Source organism: Agromyces tardus (genome assembly GCF_003710805.1).
Taxonomy (GTDB): domain Bacteria; phylum Actinomycetota; class Actinomycetes; order Actinomycetales; family Microbacteriaceae; genus Agromyces; species Agromyces tardus.
Window position 1 is genome coordinate 26,451 of sequence record NZ_RHHB01000012.1, and the last position, 18,218, is coordinate 44,668.

At 70.9% G+C, this 18,218-nt stretch carries 18 protein-coding genes and 1 pseudogene; 9 read left to right on the top strand and 10 right to left on the bottom strand.

Going from position 1 to position 18,218, the window contains the following annotated elements:
- The first annotated feature begins 2 nt into the window (after positions 1–2).
- Positions 3–1,553 (top strand): glycoside hydrolase family 43 protein, encoded by a 1,551-nt coding sequence (locus EDM22_RS08625; RefSeq protein ID WP_122936660.1) that lies wholly within the window; start codon positions 3–5, stop codon positions 1,551–1,553.
- 5 nt (positions 1,554–1,558) lie between these two features.
- Here the strand turns inward: EDM22_RS08625 and EDM22_RS08630 are convergent, their stop codons facing one another.
- Positions 1,559–2,065, bottom strand: coding sequence for a MarR family winged helix-turn-helix transcriptional regulator (locus tag EDM22_RS08630; RefSeq protein ID WP_122936661.1), 507 nt, complete (start codon positions 2,063–2,065; stop codon positions 1,559–1,561).
- Positions 2,066–2,206: 141 nt separating this feature from the next.
- Between EDM22_RS08630 and EDM22_RS08635 the strand changes: the two genes are divergently transcribed.
- The 4 genes from EDM22_RS08635 to EDM22_RS08650 all read left to right on the top strand — a co-directional run bounded on the left by EDM22_RS08635 (position 2,207) and on the right by EDM22_RS08650 (position 6,141).
- Positions 2,207–3,478, top strand: coding sequence for an MFS transporter (locus EDM22_RS08635; RefSeq protein WP_122936662.1), 1,272 nt, complete (start codon positions 2,207–2,209; stop codon positions 3,476–3,478).
- A gap of 230 nt (positions 3,479–3,708) precedes the next feature.
- Positions 3,709–4,047 (top strand): hypothetical protein, encoded by a 339-nt coding sequence (locus tag EDM22_RS08640; RefSeq protein ID WP_122936663.1) that lies wholly within the window; start codon positions 3,709–3,711, stop codon positions 4,045–4,047.
- On the top strand, positions 4,044–4,958 hold the full coding sequence (locus tag EDM22_RS19330) for an MFS transporter (RefSeq protein WP_138708052.1): 915 nt from the start codon (positions 4,044–4,046) through the stop codon (positions 4,956–4,958). Before EDM22_RS08640 ends, EDM22_RS19330 begins: the two co-directional genes overlap by 4 nt.
- A gap of 184 nt (positions 4,959–5,142) precedes the next feature.
- Positions 5,143–6,141 carry a patatin-like phospholipase family protein gene (locus tag EDM22_RS08650; RefSeq protein ID WP_245989283.1) on the top strand — a complete coding sequence of 333 codons (999 nt, stop codon included), beginning with the start codon at positions 5,143–5,145 and terminating at the stop codon, positions 6,139–6,141.
- Here EDM22_RS08650 and EDM22_RS08655 read toward each other — a convergent pair.
- Positions 6,090–7,007 carry an MBL fold metallo-hydrolase gene (locus EDM22_RS08655; protein WP_245989284.1) on the bottom strand — a complete coding sequence of 306 codons (918 nt, stop codon included), beginning with the start codon at positions 7,005–7,007 and terminating at the stop codon, positions 6,090–6,092. The two genes, EDM22_RS08650 and EDM22_RS08655, sit on opposite strands and share 52 nt — an antisense overlap.
- A complete protein-coding gene (locus EDM22_RS08660; protein ID WP_122936666.1) occupies positions 7,007–7,597 on the bottom strand; it encodes a dihydrofolate reductase family protein in 591 nt (196 codons plus the stop codon). The genes EDM22_RS08655 and EDM22_RS08660 overlap by 1 nt, the downstream gene beginning before the upstream one ends.
- Before the next feature lie 74 nt (positions 7,598–7,671).
- Here EDM22_RS08660 and EDM22_RS08665 point away from each other — a divergent pair, with 74 nt between their 5' ends.
- Positions 7,672–8,166: a winged helix-turn-helix transcriptional regulator gene (locus EDM22_RS08665; RefSeq protein WP_122936667.1), complete on the top strand. Its 495-nt coding sequence runs from the start codon at positions 7,672–7,674 to the stop codon at positions 8,164–8,166.
- Positions 8,167–8,249: 83 nt separating this feature from the next.
- Here the strand turns inward: EDM22_RS08665 and EDM22_RS08670 are convergent, their stop codons facing one another.
- A complete protein-coding gene (locus EDM22_RS08670; RefSeq protein ID WP_122936668.1) occupies positions 8,250–8,471 on the bottom strand; it encodes an amphi-Trp domain-containing protein in 222 nt (73 codons plus the stop codon).
- Positions 8,472–8,659: 188 nt separating this feature from the next.
- On the opposite strand from EDM22_RS08670, the gene EDM22_RS08675 reads away from it, so the two are divergent.
- Positions 8,660–9,661 carry an adenosine deaminase gene (locus EDM22_RS08675; RefSeq protein WP_122936669.1) on the top strand — a complete coding sequence of 334 codons (1,002 nt, stop codon included), beginning with the start codon at positions 8,660–8,662 and terminating at the stop codon, positions 9,659–9,661.
- Positions 9,662–9,843: 182 nt separating this feature from the next.
- Here the strand turns inward: EDM22_RS08675 and EDM22_RS08680 are convergent, their stop codons facing one another.
- The gene (locus tag EDM22_RS08680; protein ID WP_122936670.1) at positions 9,844–10,530 is read right to left on the bottom strand and encodes a TetR/AcrR family transcriptional regulator; all 687 of its coding nucleotides are present in this window, start codon (positions 10,528–10,530) and stop codon (positions 9,844–9,846) included.
- A gap of 197 nt (positions 10,531–10,727) precedes the next feature.
- Between EDM22_RS08680 and EDM22_RS08685 the strand changes: the two are divergent.
- Together EDM22_RS08685 and EDM22_RS08690 are read left to right on the top strand one after the other, a co-directional pair.
- A pseudogene (locus EDM22_RS08685) lies at positions 10,728–10,832 on the top strand (zinc-binding dehydrogenase); the annotation flags it as partial.
- Positions 10,833–10,928: 96 nt separating this feature from the next.
- A complete protein-coding gene (locus EDM22_RS08690; RefSeq protein ID WP_122936671.1) occupies positions 10,929–11,417 on the top strand; it encodes a DUF6326 family protein in 489 nt (162 codons plus the stop codon).
- Positions 11,418–11,723: 306 nt separating this feature from the next.
- Here the strand turns inward: EDM22_RS08690 and EDM22_RS08695 are convergent, their stop codons facing one another.
- From EDM22_RS08695 to EDM22_RS08715, 5 genes are all read right to left on the bottom strand, one after another.
- A complete protein-coding gene (locus EDM22_RS08695; protein ID WP_122936672.1) occupies positions 11,724–12,818 on the bottom strand; it encodes a LacI family DNA-binding transcriptional regulator in 1,095 nt (364 codons plus the stop codon).
- Entirely contained in the window at positions 12,787–14,925 is a 2,139-nt protein-coding gene (gene yicI / locus EDM22_RS08700; protein ID WP_122936673.1) for an alpha-xylosidase, read from the bottom strand. The genes EDM22_RS08695 and yicI overlap by 32 nt, the downstream gene beginning before the upstream one ends.
- 2 nt (positions 14,926–14,927) lie before the next feature.
- The gene (locus tag EDM22_RS08705; RefSeq protein ID WP_122936674.1) at positions 14,928–15,869 is read right to left on the bottom strand and encodes a carbohydrate ABC transporter permease; all 942 of its coding nucleotides are present in this window, start codon (positions 15,867–15,869) and stop codon (positions 14,928–14,930) included.
- Positions 15,866–16,846 carry a carbohydrate ABC transporter permease gene (locus tag EDM22_RS08710; RefSeq protein ID WP_122936675.1) on the bottom strand — a complete coding sequence of 327 codons (981 nt, stop codon included), beginning with the start codon at positions 16,844–16,846 and terminating at the stop codon, positions 15,866–15,868. Before EDM22_RS08710 ends, EDM22_RS08705 begins: the two co-directional genes overlap by 4 nt.
- 72 nt (positions 16,847–16,918) lie before the next feature.
- Positions 16,919–18,211: an ABC transporter substrate-binding protein gene (locus EDM22_RS08715; protein WP_122936676.1), complete on the bottom strand. Its 1,293-nt coding sequence runs from the start codon at positions 18,209–18,211 to the stop codon at positions 16,919–16,921.
- Positions 18,212–18,218: the final 7 nt, after the last annotated feature.

Below are 18,218 nucleotides of genomic sequence, written 5' to 3' on the forward strand. Positions count from 1 at the left end.
CGGTGGGCCGCTTCCGCAACCCGGTGCTGCCGGGCTGCCACCCCGACCCGAGCGTGTGCCGCGTGGGCGGCGAGTTCTTCCTCGTCACCTCGACGTTCGAGGTGCTGCCGGGGCTGCCGATCCACCGGTCGCGCAACCTCGTGGACTGGGAGCTCGTCGGCCACGCCGTGCACCGGCCGGGTCAGCTCGACCTGTCGACCGTGCCTGCCTCCGGCGGCCTGTTCGCGCCGACGATCCGGCACCACGACGGCCGGTTCCACGTCGTCTGCACCGTGGTGCACGGCGAGGGCCGGCAGGGGCATTTCCTCGTCACGGCGACGGATGCCGCGGGCCCCTGGTCGGACCCGATCTGGTTCGACGGGGTGCCCGGCATCGACCCGTCGCTCACGTTCGACGAGGGGCGCGCGTGGCTCTGCGGCACGCGCCTCGCCGAGCCGGGGGCGTGGGAGGGGCAGACGGAGGTCTGGCTGCGCGAGCTCGATCCGGCCTCGTTCGCGCCGATCGGGCCCGAGCACCTGCTCTGGCGCGGCGCCCTCGTCGGCGCCCGCTGGGCGGAAGGGCCGCATCTCTTCCGCCGTGACGGACGCTGGCTGCTGCTCGCCGCGGAGGGCGGCACCGAGCGCGACCACGCGATCGTCGTCGCGTACGCCGACGAGATCACCGGACCCTACGTGGGCGACGCCGGCAACCCGCGCCTCACGCACCGCGACCTCGGCTCGCGCGCGGGGCTCGTCGACGTCGGCCACGCCGACCTCGTCGACGACGCCGACGGACGCTCGTGGGCGGTGCTGCTCGCGACGCGGCTGATCGACGGGCGGCGCAGCCTGCTCGGCCGGCAGACATGCCTCGTGCCCGTGGAGTGGGAGGCGGGCCGGCCGTTGTTCGCGCCCGGCGTCGGGCGGGTCCTCGCCGAGGTCGAGGCCGATGGGGTGCCGGATGCCGCGCCGGCTCCGCGCGACGCCGGCCCGCTCGTCGTCGACGACGGCCGCGGCGGGGTTCGGCTGGGGCTCGAGTGGAACGGCGTGCGCCGGCTGCCCTCCGAGGTCGCCGCGATCGGGCCGGACGGCGCGGTGCGCATCGCGGGGGGCGACCCGCCCGAGCGGGTCGGCCGCCCGGCGTTCCTCGGCGCTCGCCTGCCGTCGGTGCGGTCGCGCGTGCGGGTGCGGTTCGAGGTCGAGCAGGCCGCGGCCGGGTTCTCGGCCGGCCTGCTGCTGCGCCACTCCGAGGACGCGCACCTGGCGTTCGTCGTGCGCGAGGACGACGGCGCGCGACGGCTGGCGGTGTCGCTGCGCGCGGGCGGCGAGGAGCAGCGCCTCGTCGAGGCATCCGCCCCCGCTCTCGGGCCGATCGAACTCGCGCTCGAGGTCGACGGGTTCGCCGTGACGTGCTCGGTTCGGGCCGTCGGCGGCGGCCTCGAGCAGATCGGTGCGGCGGATGTCGCGGTGCTCTCGCCCGACGTCGCGGGCGGGTTCCTCGGGGTCTGGGCGGGCGTGCTCGCCGTCGGCGACGGCAGCATCCGGGTGGACGCCCTCGAGGTGTCGGCGCTCGACTGAGCGGCTCAGGCGTCGACGTCGTCGAGCCGGGCGATCACGACCTCGAGGAGCCGGGCGAGCTCACCGCGTTCGGCCTCGCCGAGGTCCTGCAGCACGTCGGACTCGACGACGTCGGAGCTGCGGATCGCGAGGCTGAACAGCTCCCACCCGTCGTCGGTGAGGCGCACGAGGATGCGCGTGCGGTTCCCGGGATCGGCCGCGCGTTCGATGAGCCCGCGCTCGGCGAGCTTGTCGAGGCGGTGCGTCATCGACGAGGGGGCGACGTTCGTGAGGTCGGCGAGCTGGCTCGGCGTGAGCGCCGTGCCCGCCTTGGCGAGCGCCGCGACGACCGCCCACTCCCCCGCGGCGACGTCGAGGTCGGCGAGCTGGCGGGCGTACCACTGGTCGAGCTTCTTCGACAGGCTCTGCACCGCGGTAATGACGCGCTGCACGGACTCGTCGCCGCCGGCGGCGACGTAGGCGGCGACGGCGCGCCGGTGCTGCTCGGCGGCGCTCGGCTTGCGTCTGGTCATGCGGGAATTCTCGCACGAGAACTTCGGTTGCTAATATTTCGTCATCGAAGTATTCGACGGCGAACGGATGCCGCCGGGCCGCCGCCCGGTCGCCCGACCCGGCCGTCCGACCCGCCACTGCCCGGAAAGGGGTGTTCACCCATGCGCGCGATGCTGCTCGTCATCGCCTCCGGCATCGGCTCGCTCGGATGGGGTGGCGTCCTGCCGTACCAGTACGCCTACGCCGCGGACACGCGCGACTGGGGCGCGTTCGTTGCGGCCGCGGCATCCTCGCTGTTCTCGATCGGCGCGCTCGTGGCTGCGCCGATCGCGGGTCGGCTGAGCGACCGGTTCCCACCCGTGCGCGTCGCCGTGGCGACCCAGCTCATCGGCGCGGCCGGCGCGGCGTCGCTGATGTTCGCCGACGCACCGGCTGCGTTCCTCGCGGGGATGCTCGTCTTCGGGCTCGGCCTCTCGGCGGCCGCGCCGGCCAAGCAGGTGCTCGCGCTGCAGTGGTCGTCGAGCGGCGACCGCCGCAGGGTGTTCGCCTACAAGTTCACCGGCGAGTCGCTCGGCATGGCCGCGGGCGCGTTCCTCGCCGGGCACTTCGTCGACCTCGACCGGCCCGACGGCCTCGACGTGGGGTTCCTCATGGCCGCGGCGGGGTTCGTCATGTCGTCCGCGATCATCGCGGTCGCCGGCCGCGGCGCGCCCGCGCCGTCGGACTTCGCGGGCGGCGCCACCGGCAGCCTCGCCGCGGTGGAGGACCACGACCGCGGCATCCTGCGCATCATCGTGACGAACCCCGCGCTGCGCTGGACGGCCGTGGTCACGATCGCCCTCGCGCTCGGCTTCTACGCGCAGTTCGAGTCGGGACTGCCCGCGTACGGCATCACGGTGCTCGGCGTCGACCCCATCACGATCGGCACGGCGGCGGCCGTCAACTGCCTCGTGATCGTCGCCATCCAGGTGGTCGTCGTGCGGCTCACCGCGAAGCGCAGCGCACCCGTGCTGCTCATGGCGGTCGGCGCCATCTGGGTGCTCGCGTGGCTCGGGCTCTCGGCCGCGCAGCTCGCCCCCGGCGTCGCGTCGGCGATCCTCGTCATGACGTACGGCATCTTCGCGGTCGGCGAGACCATCTACAGCCCGGTGCTCAACCCCCTCACCGCGTCGCTCGCCCCGAAGGGCATGGTCGGCCGCACGCTCGGGGCGATGGCGGCGCTGCAGACCGCCTTCACGGCGGCCGGGCCGCTCGTCGCCGGCGTGCTGCTCGGAGCCGGGCTCGTCGACGGGTTCCTCGTCATGCACCTCGCGATCAGCGCGCTCGCGGTCGTCGCCGCGTGGCGCGTGCACCGAGCGCTCGCCGCGGCGCGGGTCACGCCCGAGCCGCCGTTCACGCGACCGGTGCCCGTGGCGGGCCTGGGCGGGGCGTGACCGGCACGCACGGCGGAACGGACGGCTGACGCGGGCACGCCTCGACTGGTAGCCTGACCCCGCTATGGTCAGCTTCATCGTCGCCTGAGTCTTCCCCGACCCGTCCCTCGTGGCCCCCGTCTGCGGCCCCGGGCGGGACCGATGGCGCGTCCTTCGGCGTGCCGACCTGACAGCGCGACCCTCCGCCGGCCCATGGGCCGGTGTCGAAGGTCGTCCCAGATGGGACTCCGATGTCCACCGAACCACTGTCCTACCGCGCCGTGCTGCGCACGCCGCACGTCACGCGGTCCTTCCTCTCCAGCATCGTCGGCCGCCTGTCGCTCGCGACATCCGGACTGGCGCTCGTACTGCTGCTGCAACGGGCCACCGGATCGTTCGCGATCGCCGGAGGGGTCACGGCCGCGCTCGGAATCGCGAACGTCGTGGCGACGCCGTGGCGCGCGCGGCTCATCGATCGCCGCGGGCAGGCCGTGGTGCTGTCGGCGCTCAGCCTCGCGCACGCCGCGTCGCTCGTCGCGATCGGGCTCACCCCAACGCGGGGCTGCCGATCCTGCTGTGCCTGGGCGTGATCGCCGGGGCATCCTCGCCGCCGTTCGCGGCCACCATGCGGGTGCTGTGGTCGGTCTCGCTGCCACCGGGTGGCCTGCGAACCCGCGGCCTCAGCCTCGATGCCGTCGCCGGCGAGGTGACGTTCGCGGTCGGGCCGCTGGTCGCCGCACTGCTGGCGGTGGTCGTCGATCCGCTCGCGTCCCTGCTCTTCTCCGCGGGGTGCGCCGCCGTCGGGGCCGCACTGTTCGTGACCAGCCCGCTCTCCCGCCGGCAGCGCGGCTCACGCACGACCGGGCACGCCAGGGCCGCCGTCCCCTCGCCGCTGCGCACCCGGGGCTTCACGCCCGTCGTCGTCGCGATGCTGGCTCCCGGAATGGTCCTCGGCTGCATGGAGATCGCCGCGCCGGCCCTGGCCGCCGCGGCGTCGAACACCGTGCTGGCCGGCATGCTGCTCGCACTCTTCGCGGGCGCGAGCGCCGTCGGCGGCCTGCTCTACGGCTCCGTGCGGCTGCGATCGACGATGGAACGGCAGCTGGTCGTGCTGACCCTCGCGCTGCTCCTGGTCACCGTCGCCACGGGACTCGTCGGCGGCACGATCGCGGCGCTCATCGGGTTCGCGGTGAGCGGCCTCTGCCTCGCACCCGTCTTCATCGTCGGTTACCTCACCGCCAACCTGCGCAGCGATCCCCGCGTGCGCACCGAGGCGAACGCCTGGATCGACACCGCGGTGACGCTCGGAGCGGCACTCGGCGCGGCAGTGGTCGGCGCGCTCACCGACACGGCCGATCCCGGGCATGCGCTCGCACTGGGCATCGTCGCGCCCGCCGTCATCCTCGCGATGTGCACGCCGTTCCTGCTGCGGATGCGGCGCGCCGATCACGCCGTGAGGAGCGGGCACACCGAGCAGGGAGAGCGACCCGAGCCGCACTGATGGGCTCCGGCGACCTCGCGCATGAGCCGCTGTGCTAGCGTCTCGGTCATCGTGACCCGTCGACAGGAGGTGAGACCCGTGAACGAAGTATCCGCACCGGGTGCTCCCCCGCAGTCCACGATCGCGCGACTGGGTTAGTCGCCACCGGGAGCGCCCGCCAGGCGAATCGCGAAAGGCGACTCCCATGAACACCACATCTTCTTCACCGCACTTCGGCCCGACGGCGGCCTCCGACGTCTCCCGGTCCGACCGGAATCAGCCGCAGGTCGACGCCACTGGGCGCTTGCACGCCACGGGTGAGCGAGCACTGGTCCTCGGTGGCGGCGGATCGACCGGCAACGCGTGGCTGATCGGCGTCCTCGCCAGCCTGTTCGATGCCGGGCTCGACGTGACCGCAGCCGAGCTGACCGTCGGGACGTCGGCCGGCTCGACGGCCGCAGCCCAATTGGCCGGCGCCACCCCGACCGAGTTGCTCGGCGCCATCCTCGCCGCTGCCCCCCGCGAACGGACCCGTGCGGTCGGGCCGGGGCCCGACCGAGGGCGCGCTGCGATCGGGGCGGTCGCCGACCACCTGGAGCGGAGACGCAGGATCATCGCCTCCGCTGCAGATGCGGCCGACATGCGCCGCAGGATGGGCGCGGCGGCACTCGACCTGGATGCTGCGTCGGACGGCTCCTGGCAGACGCAGTGGCGAGCCACCGTCGCCTCGCGGCTGCCCGGTCAGCGATGGCCGGACCGAACGGTGCTCGTCACGGCGGTCGATGCCCGGACCGGGGAGCCGGTCGTGTTCGACCGCCACAGCGGAGTCGACCTCGTGGACGCCGTCGCCGCGAGCTGCGCGAGCGGCCGACCGTACCGGATCGGGGACCGCCCGTACATCGACGGCGGCTACCGCTCCAACGCCGACAACGCCGACCTGGCGGTCGGATACCGGCGGGTGCTGGTGCTGTCACCGCTCGGCGGCAGGTCGCTGACGCCCGTGGACTGGGGGGTGCACCTCGCAACCCAGGTCGACGGACTCCGCGCAGGCGGCAGCAGCGTCGAGACGGTCTTCCCCGACGGCGACTCCGAGCACCTGTTCGGCGCCGCTGCGATGGATCCGACGCTGCGTCCGCCCGCTGCCCGAGCCGGCTACGAGCAAGGCAGAGCCCGTGCCGAGCAGCTCACCGGATTCTGGCGCTGAGGCGGAGCGCGTCGGCATCCGTCGACCCGAGTCGGGAACCGAAGGCGAGCATGCTCATCGCTGCGCGAGGCGTCGCACCTGCCCGGCGTGCAGGTCGGCCACCCATTCCCAGCCGGGCTCGGCCGACGCACCCACCCGCGGGTCGCTCGGCTCCCGGCCGTCGCGCACGGCGTGCAGGTACGCCCGATCCCGGTCGATGCGTGCGTGCAGCTCGTCGGCGCCGCCGACGGATCCGTGGCCGGGATCACCACGTCGACGCCGCCCGCCACGCCCTCGAGCAACCGCAACGCCGTGAGGTAGTCCCCGATCGGGTCGGCGGCGCCGTTCAGGTCGAGCATCGGAATGAGGACATCCGAGAGCATGTCGCCGGCGACGAGCGCTCCGCGGTCCTCGATCAGCAGCGCCGCATGCCCCGGGGCATGGGCCTGATGCTCGATGATCCGGATCTCAGGGCCGCTCCACGGAATCCGCGCCGCTTGGGCGGGCAGGCCGGTGATGCGGCCGAACAGGTCGTCCAGCGGCACCTCGTCGGCGATCTCCGGCGGGAGCATCCCGCCGACCATGGCGTTCCAGTTCTCGTCCGACAGGCGTGCTTCAATGGCGGCCGCACAGCGAGCCGTGCCGTACCGGGGCGCGGCGCCGAGCCCGGCGTGCCAGAGCAGGTGATCCCAGTGCGGATGCGTCGAGAAGCCTGCCGCAACGGCATGGCCCGACGCGCGAAGGTCGTTCGCGATGCCGGCCAGCTCGTCGCCGCGTATCCCGGCGTCGACGACCAGGACGCCCGCCTCGCCGTGGACGATCACGGCGTTGCTCCGCATGAAGTCGCTCTCGTGGACCAGCACGCCCTCCGCGACCTGCCGCAGCATCAGCGCGCCTCGCTCGCGTCGAGGATGGCGTAGCGATGCATGGTGACGCCCGATCCGAAGGATCGCTGCTCGAGCAGGTCGAGATCGAGCGGCACGTCGACGTCGTCGAACAGCGACCTGCCGAAGCCGAGGATGGCGGGATGCGTGAAGAGGAGCAGCTCGTCGAGCAGCCCCGCGCGCAGCAGCTGGGTCGCAAGGGAAGCGCCGCCCACACCGATGGCGCCGTCCGTTCGGGCCCGGTAGGCGGCGAGCTGCTCGATCGCGTCGTCCCCGCCGATGACCTGCGTGTTGTGATCTGCACGGGTGCGGGTACGGGAGACGAGCACCTTGGGCTTGGCGGTCCAGAGCTCGCCGTACTCGCGCAGGAAGTCCGGCAGTGACGCATCATCGCGCGATCCCGGCCAGAACTCCTCCATGACCTCGTAGAAGACCCGACCGTGCACGATGGCCGCGACGTCGCGGGTGCGCGCATTGGCCTCGCGGTGGAACTCCTCGTCGATGTGCAGCCACTCGCCCGCGCCGTTGTCGCCGGGGACCTGCTCGATGCGCAGGTCGACGGACACGTTCATCGAGTACACGAAGCGACCCATCAGCTCCCCCTCGGAATAGTGATTGCGATTTGCAACCACTATAGTGAGGGAGCATCACCTGTCAAGGAGGGATCGTGGAACCACGTTCCGGGTGTCCGATCAACGCCGCCGTCGAGGTCCTCGGAGATCGCTGGTCGCTGCTCGTGCTGCGCGACGTCATCTTCGCCGACCGCCGCTACTTCCGGGCGCTGCTCACGGGGTCGGTCGAGGGCATCGCCTCGAACATCCTCGCCGACCGCCTCAAGCGGCTCATCGACGCGGGGATCCTCACCCGCGGCACCGCCGCGCGGGGGCAGCGCGCGCGCTTCAGCCTGACGGAAGCCGGGATCCGGACCGTGCCGATCCTCTCCGCCCTGGGCGATTGGGGCCTCGACTGGCGTTCGGGCAGCGACGAGCTCCGGGCCCGGCAGCAGCTCATGCGCGAGGAGGGACCGGCGTTCATCGAGGAGCTCATGGAGGAGCTGCGCGTCCGGCACCTCGACGCCACGCCGACACGGCACGGCGGCTCGAACCCGTTCGAGCGTCTCGACGCCGCCGCGGCCGCGGCATCCGACCCGACATCGCCCTGACCGAGGTGGATGCCGGCATGCCGCCGCCCACTCGAACGGCCCTGCCGATCGTGCCCAGTGACCGGCCTACGCCCTGCCGGCTGTCACCAGGTGAGCTCGACCTCCAACTCGTTCTCGCCTTCGTCGCCGAGCTCCACCTCCACCTTGAGGTTGACCTGGTCGGGGATGCGCACGGTGATTCGCCGTCCCTTGCGGTCGAACTCGACCGAGTTGTTCCTGGCGAGGGCGTCGGCGAGTGCGTGGAGCCTCGCGGCCGCCGCCTCGCGGCTCATGCGCTGGGTGTCGTCGATGTCGAACAGGTCCATGGTGGCTCTCCCTGGTGTCGTGCTCTCGACCGTAGCGACCTCCAGCCACCGCGCACCAGCATCCCCGCATTGCATCAACGATCTTCCGGCCCGGCGCTCACCGCGATACCGTGAGTCGGCCTGTCGCTGCAGCCGCTCGCCGCGCAGCTGCTCGGCTTCCGCCAGGTGCGCACGGAAGGGAGTGCACGATGAGACTGCCGGTCGCAGAGCTGCACCTCCACCTCGAGGGCACCCTCGAGCCCGAGTTCATCATGGATGCCGCCGCACGGAACGGCGTCGTGCTGCCATGGAGGTCGCTGGAGGAACTGAGATCGAAGTACCGCTTCACCGACCTGCAGTCGTTCCTCGACCTGCTGTACGTCAACCTCGAGGTCCTCCACACCCGCGACGACTTCGAGCAGATGACCCGCAGCTACCTCCGTCGCGCTGCGGCGGCCGGCGTTCGCCACGCCGAGGCGTCCACCGACATCCAGGCGCACACCCGGCGCGGCATCCCCATCGAGGTCGTCGTCGACGGTGTCAGGGCCGCGCTCGACACCAGCGAGGACGACTACGGCATCACCACCAAGCTGATCATCTCGTTCCTGCGAGACCGCTCACCGGACGAAGCGGTCGACGTGCTGACCCGGCTGCTCGCGAGCGGAGCACGATTCGACGGGATCGGTCTCGACTCGGCCGAGGTCGGCTTTCCGCCATCGCTGTTCGTCGGACTCTACGACCTCGCCCGCGCGAACGGGCTGCACGTCGTCGCGCACGCAGGGGAGGAAGGCCCGCCGCAGTACGTCGCCGACTCCCTCGACCTGCTCCAGGTCGAACGCATCGACCATGGCAACCGGAGCCTCGAGGACGCACACCTCGTCGCGCGGCTCGTCGCAGAGCAGATACCGCTCACCGTGTGCCCGCTCTCGAATGTCCGGCTTCGCGTCGTCGACGATCTCGAACAGCATCCCATCCGACGGATGCTCGCCCACGGACTCAACGTCTCGGTGCACTCGGACGACCCGGCCTACTTCGGCGGCTACATCGACGACAACATCGACGCGATCGTCGACCGCTGCGGCGTCACGAACGATGAGCTCGCCCGCCTTGCGCGCAATTCCATCGACGCTTCCTTCCTCGATGCTGAAGGGAAGGCCCGCCTCCACTCGGAGGTCGATGTGTGGAGCGAAGCGCACTCACCCGCTCGGTGATCGAAGCGGGTTCACTGACGAGCAGACCTGACGATCACCGACCATTCCGCCGAGCTGCAGCGGTTGCGGCCTGTCTGTACTCGATTCTTCGGGTCACCAGTCGATCGTGCGTTCGCAGCCTCCCGCTCGCGGGGCGTCACGCGATCGGGTGAAGGTGAGACGGCTGCGCACAAGCCGATCCCTCAGCTCGACGATGCGCTCGAGGCCCTCAGGGGCTCGAGGGCGGCGAGGACGAGGTCGAGGCCGAAGGTGAACTCCTCCGCCGGGTCGTAACCGGCAGCGACGAGCGCCGCGGCGGACTCGTTGAGGTAGGGGAACGCGTCAGGAGGAAGCTGGGGCAGGTAGACGTCCTCGGTCATCTCCGCGAGCTCGTCGGCGGTGTCGAACGGCAGGCTGGCTGCCTGCAGGGCATACCCGTAGACGTAGCTGTTGAGCAACCAGTTGGCGTGCGTCGCCGTGAGAGCCGAGAAGCCGGCCTTTCGCAGGCAGGCGGTGAAGGCTTCGCGGTGACGGAGGTTCGCGGGGCCCGGCGTTGTCCGCGACTCCATCAGGCCGATCGCCCACGGGTGGCGTGCGAGCACCTGTCGGGTGGATGTCGCCACCCGTCGCATCGCCGACTGCCAGTCGGTCTCTTCGGGCGGGAGTTCGATCTCCTCGAACACGATGTCGATCATGGCGTCCAGCAGCTCGTCCTTGCTCGCCACGTAGTGGTAGAGCGACATCGCGCCCGCGCCGAGCGCGCCGGCGAGCCGGCGCATGCTCAGCCCGTCGACCCCCTCGCGGTCGGCGAGCCGGACGGCCTCGACCACCACCCGCTGCTTGCTCAGCCCCGCGTCCGACGCGACCTGGCGTTCTTCCTTCGCAGACACAGGTCCCCCCTCGATCGCTCGAACCGCTTGACAATCGTACAGCGTACGTGCATAGTACAGCGTACGACGTACGGTGTACGAGCCAACGAATCGCAGCTCGGACGTGAGGAGGATCCAATGGGAATCGGACAGCGAGCGAACGGTGCACGCCTGGTACGGGGGACGAGTCCGGCCGGGGCGGCGACGATGCTGGAACGCTCCGGCCCGTCATCGACCGCACCCACCCACTCGACCACGCAGCCGACGCCCTCCGCTACGTCGGGGCGGGCCACACCCCGGGGAAGGTCGTGATCACCCTCTGACGACCGGACCGACGAGAACGACCCGACCGGTGCACACGCACGCCCAGACCTGCCGCCAGTCCGGCGGAGGAATCACTCCTATCGAAGGAAGAACCGATGACCGTCCGAACCACGACCCCGACCCCGGTCGACAACCCGCCCGTCTCCGTGCAGGCCAAGCTCGCGGCAGCCTGGACCAGCTTCATGTTCCTCTACATCTACGTCGACATCCTGAATTTCTACAAGCCGGGCGTCGTCGACGGCATCCTGAACGGCCTCATCTGGAGATTCGACATCAGCTCGACGCTGTTGACGATCTTCCTGGTGTCCGTGTCGATCCCGGCCCTGATGGTGGTGCTCTCCATCTCGCTGCCCGCCCGGGTGAACCGCACCACGAACCTCGTCGTCGCCTCGCTCCTCATCCCCTACTCGATCTTCAACGCGGCAGGGGCGACCTGGGAGTGGGCCGCCTTCTACGGCATCTCCATCGGAATCGAGGTCCTGCTCCTGGTCTTCATCCTGCGCTCCGCCTGGTCATGGCCTCGAACCCCCGCCGTCCCCGCCGGTTCCGCGACGACCGACCTGCGGCAAGGCGTTCGACAGTAGGCCTCCGTTCGAAGTCCCACGGCGTGAAGACCGCCGCCGCGCACACGGGCCGACCGGGACCAGCTCGGACGCGGTCTGCGCAGAGAACCTGCTCACGTCCGTCCGTTGTCAGCGCGCGGGCTCACTGGCCGGTTGCCGCCCTCGTCGAACGACCGCACACCGTGATGCGTCGGCGCGAGGGCGGCATCGGCACGCGGTCGAGTCCGCGATCCGGGGTCGGCTGCCGTCAACTCGCTTCGAGGAGCAGGTGCGTCAGGTCGCGGCTCGCGCCCCCCGAGGCGAGCATCGCGGCACGAGCGGCGAGCGCTACACCGCGGGCGGCGGCGCCGTGCTGTCGCGCACGACGAGGCTCGTCGCGAGGTCCATGCGGGGCGTCATGGTCGTCTCCTCGTCGGCGAGGCGGATCGCGAGGCGGGCCGCCTCCTCGCCCATCCGGCGCAGCGGCTGGTGCACCGTGGTGAGGCGCGGGCTGACCCAGCGGGCGAGGGGGATGTCGTCGTAGCCGACGATCGAGAGGTCCTCGGGCACGCGCAGGCCCGCCTCTCGAGCCGCGTCGAGCACGCCGAGGGCCTGCAGGTCGCTTCCCGCGAAGATCGCCGTGGGCCGGTTCTCGAGGGCCAGGATGTCGCGGGCGCGATCGCGCCCGCCGTCGACGTGGAAGTCGCCGAACCGGATCCAGGCGGGGTCGACGGGGAAGCCCGCCGAGTTCATCGCCGAGCGGAAGCCGTCGAGGCGGGCGAGCGAGCACATCATGTCGTCGGGTCCGGTGATCGCGGCGATGCGGCGGTGGCCGAGCTCGATGAGGTGCCGCGTCGCCGCGAGCCCGCCCGACCAGTTCGCCGAGCCGACCGACGGCACGTCGGGCGACGGGTCGCCCGCGGGGTCGACGATGACGAACGGGATCGCGCGGGAGCGCAGCCGCTCGCGGTACTCGGGCGCGAGCTCGGAGAAGACCAGCACGACGCCGACGGGGCGGCGGCGCATGACGCCCTCGATCCAGTCGGGGTCGGGCGCGTGCCGGCTGCCGCTCACCGTGAGCACGACGCTCAGGCCATGCTCCTTCGCGACGGTCTCCACGCCCTCGATGAGCTCCATCGACCAGATCTCGTCGAGCTCGTGGAAGACGAGCTCGATGAGGTCGGCCTTCGCCTCCGCGCGGCCGATGCGCCGCACGTAGCCGCGTTCGGCGAGCAGCGCCTCGACCTTCGTGCGCGTCGCCGCCGCGACATCCGCCCGGCCGTTGAGCACCTTCGAGATGGTCGACAGGGAGACGCCGGCCTCCTCCGCGACGGCGGCGAGGGTCACGCGTTCGGCTGCGGCATCCGTCTGCATGTTTCGAAGCCTAGCGGCGAAAGTTGCGATCGTCGCGTCAGGCGCGGAACTCGGTCGGCTGGCCGTCATCGCCCGCGAGCGGGATGACGGCCCCCTCGCGCACCCAGAGCGGCAGCGTGTCGAACCCGTGCACCTCGCGGCGCCAGCCCCCGCCCTCGACGACCTCGCGCGTGAACCAGTTCGTCCAACGGCCGTGGGGCAGGTAGTACTCCACGTCTCCGGCGGCGCTGAACACCGGCGCCACGAGCAGGCTCGGCCCGAGCAGGTACTGCCGATCGAGATGCGCGACCGCCGGGTCGCCGGGGAACTCGAGCTGCATCGGCCGCATGATCGGCCGTCCGGTGCGGTGCGCCTCCTCGCCGGCCGCCACGAGGTACGGGGTCAGCGAGCGCTTCAGCTTCGCGAAGGCGCGGGTCACCTCGACCGCCGACTGCCCCGGCGCCTCGGTGCCGTCGTCGAACGCCCACGGCACGCGGTAGCTCGTCGAGCCGTGCAGCCGGGAGTGGCTCGAGAGCAGCCCGAACGCGAGCCAGCGCTTGAACACCGAGGGGTCGGGGTCGCCCTCGAAACCGCCGATGTCGTGGCTCCAGTAGCCGAAGCCGCTCATCGCGAGCGACAGCCCGCCGCGCAGGCTCTCGGCCATCGACGTGAACGACGACGAGTTGTCGCCACCCCAGTGCACGGGCATGCTCTGGCCGCCGGCCGTCGCGGAGCGGGCGAAGAGCACCGCCTCCCCCGGTCCGCGCACCTCCTCGAGCACGTCGAAGACGGCACGGTTGTAGAGCTCGGTGTAGCGGTGGTGCATCGCCTCGGGGTCGCTGCCGTCGTGCCAGGCGAGCCCCACCGGGACCCGCTCGCCGAAGTCCGTCTTGATCGCATCCACGCCCTGCGCGAGCAGACGCCGCAGGTGCCCCTGGAACCAGCGCGTGGCATCCGGGTTGGTGAAGTCGACGAGCGCCATGCCGGCCTGCCACAGGTCCCACTGCCACACCGTGCCGTCGGGGCGCCGCACGAGATAGCCGCCCTCGACGCCCTCGCGGAAGAGCTTCGAACGCTGCGCGATGTACGGGTTGAGCCACGCGCTCACCCGCAGCCCGCGATCGTGCAGGCGGGCGAGCATGCCCTCGGGGTCGGGGAAGACGGCCGGGTCCCACTCGAAGTCGGTCCAGTGGAACTCGCGCATCCAGAAGCAGTCGAAGTGGAAGACGCCGAGCGGGATGTCGCGCTCGGCCATGCCGTCGATGAACGCGTTGACGGTGGCCTCGTCGTAGTCGGTCGTGAAGCTCGTCGAGAGCCACAGGCCGTACGACCACTCGGGCACGAGCGCCGGGCGCCCCGTCAGGCGCGTGTAGCGATCGAGTACCTCCGCCGGCGTGGGACCGGCGATCACGAAGTACTCGAGCGACTCGCCCGCGACCGAGAACTGCACCTGCTCGACCGCCTCGGAGCCCACCTCGAACGAGACGTGCCCGGCGTGGTTCACGAGCACGCCGTAGCCGCGGTTCGTGAGGTAGAACGGCACGTTCTTGTACGACTGCTCGCTCGAGGTGCCGCCGTCGGCGTTCCAGATGTCGATCGTCTGGCCGTTCTTCACGAGCGGCCCGAACCGCTCGCCGAGGCCGTAGACGAGTTCGCCCACGCCGAGCGCCAGCTGGGTGTGCACGTACGTGGGCGACGGCGCGAGGCCCGTCGTCGTGATGCCCGCGATGCCCGCGGGCTCGGCCGCGACCGGTGCCCCGGGGGCGAGACGCACGTACCCGACCGACTTCCGGCCGCTCGACGTGTAGGCGGCGCCGTCGTCGCTCCCGCGCTCGAACGTCAGCTCCCACGGGGCGCCGCGGCGGATGCGAGCTCGCAGCGAGCCGGCGTCGAGCACGCCCTCGGCGTCGTCGATCGCGAGCACCGGCGCGTGCGTGGCATCCGCTTCGATGCCGAACCCCGGGTCTCGCGGGGCGCCGCGGTGGTGCTCGACGCGCACCCGGATGACGCCCTCGGCGGGGCTCGCGAGCGAGACCGTGAGCATCGGCCGGTTGAGCGTGTCGCCGCGGCCCGCGATGACGCGCGTCGGCGCCCACGCCACGAGCTCGTCGCCCTCGATCGCGAGGTCGCGGGCCTCCTGCGCGTAGAGCGCCTCGACCCCCGGACGCGTGTGCCAGAACCCATCGGTGAACTTCATGACTACTTGACTGCTCCTGCGGTGATGCCCCGGGTGAGGGTGCGTTGGAAGATGAGGAAGAACACGAGCGTGGGGATGAGGCCGAGCAGCGCCGACGCGCTCGTGGTCGTGACGTCCATGAGCCGGTCGCCCTGCAGCACGGTGATCGCCACCGGCACGGTCTGCGTGTCGTTCGACACCAGGAACGTGAGCGGGATCAGGAACTCGTTCCACGTCCAGATGAAGAAGAAGATGAGCAGCACCGACAGGGTGGGCCGGGAGATCGGGTAGACGACCCGCCACAGGATCTGCCAGCGGCTCGCGCCGTCGAGCGACGCCGCCTCGAGCAGCTCCTTGGGGAAGGTGCCGTACACCGACGCGAGCAGGTAGGTGCCGAACGCCGACTGGATGACCGTGAAGATGATGATGACCGCCCACTGGCTGTCGTAGAGCCCCACCTCCTTGAACATGAAGTAGAGCGGGTAGAGCAGCACCTCCTGCGGCAGCATGTTGGCGAGCAGGATGATGACGACGATCCACAACCGGCCCTTCACGCGGCCGATGCCGAGCGCGAACGCGTTGAACATCGAGAGCGCCACCGCGAACACGGCGACGAGCCCCGAGATGAAGATGCTGTTGCCCAGCTTCTGAGGGAAGTCGACGCGTTCCCAGAAGGCGACGATGCCGTCGAAGTACAGCGAGGTCGGCAGGGTCAGCGGACCCGAGGTGCTGTAGTCGGCGGGCGACTTGAACGAGTTGATGAGGATCATGAGGAACGGCACGGCGATGAGGAAGCCGAGCACGATCGCCACGAGGAGCACGACCCAGTCGCCCGTGGTGCGGCGCGTGGGCCCGCCGCCGCGGCTGCGGCCGCGCCGGCCCCGCTGACGGCCCTCCCGGTCCTTCGGCGGTTCGAGCACGGATGCCTCGAGGGTCGCGGTGGTCTCGTCGAGCACGGCGCTCATCGGCCCTCCTCCTTCTTCTCTGCGCGGTTCTGCGCGAGGATGAACACGACGCTGACCGCGGCGATGACGATCGTGAGCGCCGTCGCGATGGTGGCGCCGTAGCCGACCTGCTGCGACTGGAAGAACTCGCTGTACGCGTAGTAGGCGGGCACCATCGTCGAGGTGCCGGGGCCGCCGCGGGTCAGCGCGTAGACCGGCCCGAACACCTTGAGCGCGGCGATCGTGCAGGTGAGGGTCACGACGAAGATCTCGGGGCGGATGATGCCCACCGTGATCGCCTGGAACCGCTGGAACCAGTTCGCCCCGTCGAGCTCGGCGGCCTCGTACAGCTCGGGGTCGACGCGCTGCAGCGCGGCCATGAAGATCACGATCGGGTAGCCGAGCTGCACCCAGACCATGATCACCATGATGCTCGGCAGTGCGGTGGCGGGGTCGCCCAGCCAGTTGTGCTGCAGCTCGCCGAGCCCGATCGTCTCGAGCACCTGGTTCAGGGCGCCGTTCTGCGGCCGCAGGATCCAGCCGATGACGATCGCGGCGATGACCGCGGGGAGGATCTGCGGCAGGTAGTACGTGGCGCGCAGGAAGCTCGCGAGCCGCCCGCCGAACTTCTTGCCGATGAGGTCGAAGAGCATCGCCGCGAGCACGAGCCCGAGCAGCGTGGGCACCAGCACCATCGCGACGATCATCGCGATCGAGTTGCCGAACGACGTCCAGAACACCTCGTCGCCGAGCAGCTTCGTCCAGTTCTCGAGCCCGATCCACTCCGGCGGGCGGATGCCGCGGTAGTCCGTGAACGTCAGGTAGACGTTCCAGACCAGCGGGATGACGATGATCACGGTGAGCAGCGCGAGGCCCGGAACGAGGTAGAGCCAGTAGGCGTTGCGGCTCGAGCCGGGGATGAGGCTCGACGGGGCGCGGCGCGCGGCGCGCGGCGCCTCCGCGGTGGTGACCGCCCGGGTGTCGGGGGCGATGGTCATGATGGGTCCTTCCGATCGGAGGACGGATGCCACGGGCGCGGCGCACACTCCGGCCCGCGGCATCCGCTCGGGTCAGCCGACGATGTCGTCGACGCCCGCCTGGTACTGCTCGCCGAGCTGCTGCTGCACCTCGGCGGGCGACTTGGTGCCGTTGACGAGCTCCTGCAGGCCGGCGTTCAGCTGGTCGTAGAAGGTGGGCGTGGGCCAGTCGGGGTAGAACGCGATGCCGTCGCGCTCGGTGAGCGCGTTGAAGTTCGCGATGAGCTCGGCGCTCTTCTCGTCGGTGATGTCGGCGGGGTCGGCCGCCACGGGCACGCCGCCGTTGTTGCCGATGAGGGCCTGGATCTCGGGACGCATCGTGATGTCGATGAACTCGTAGGCGAGCTCCTTGTTCTTCGCGTTCTCGGGAACGACCCACATGTTGCCCGCGGAGCCCGGGGACATCTCGGCGCCGGGGAACAGGAAGGTGCCCCACTCGAAGCCGTCGATCTCGGTGGCGAACCGGTTGTGCCACCAGCTGCCGGAGAAGAAGATCGGGTAGTCGCCGTTGATGAACTCGACGCCCGCGTCCTCGGCCTTGATGCCGCTCGCGTCGGTCGAGATGTAGCCCTTGTCGGTCCAGTCCTTGATGGTCTCCGTGGCGTACGAGATCTCGGGGCCCTGCCAGTCGACGTCGCCCGTGTAGAGCTGGTAGTCGTCGACGAAGGAGCGGTCGGCCTTGCTCAGTGCGAGCTGGTACCAGAGCTGGCCGAGCGGGTACTCCGCCGCCGACTCGGCGAGCGGGGTGACGCCCTGGGCCGTGAAGGCCTGCAGCACCGACTCGAACTCGTCGATCGTGGTGGGGATCTCGAGGCCGGCGGCGTCGAACGCGTCCTTGTTGTAGTAGACCTCGACGAACTCGCCGTAGTTCGGCACGCCGTACCAGCTGCCGGAGCCCATGATGCCCCGCTCGTCGTACCGCGCGGTCGTCTGCAGGCTCGGGCTCAGCCGGTCGTCCCAGCCGTGCTCGGCGACGACGTCGTCGAGGTTCGTGAGCAGCCCCTGGCTCGAGAGGAGGCCCGCGGTGGCGTTGCCCTTGTTGTACTCGAGGATGTCGGGCGCCTCGTCGGAGTTCAGCACCTGGCTCGCCGTCGAGCGGATCTGCTCGAAGCTCTTCTCCTCGAACTCGACCGTGGCTCCGGTCTCCTTCTCGAAGGTCGTGATGGCCTGGTCCCAGGCGATGCCCATGGCGCTGTCGGCGCCCTCGTAGTGCCAGAGGCGGAGGACGTTGTCGTCTCCCGAGTCGCCGGAGCCGGAGCATCCGGTGAGGACGAGTGCCGCGGCGGCGATCGCCGCCGCGGCGCCCACGAGTCTGGTGTGCTTCATTGCGTTC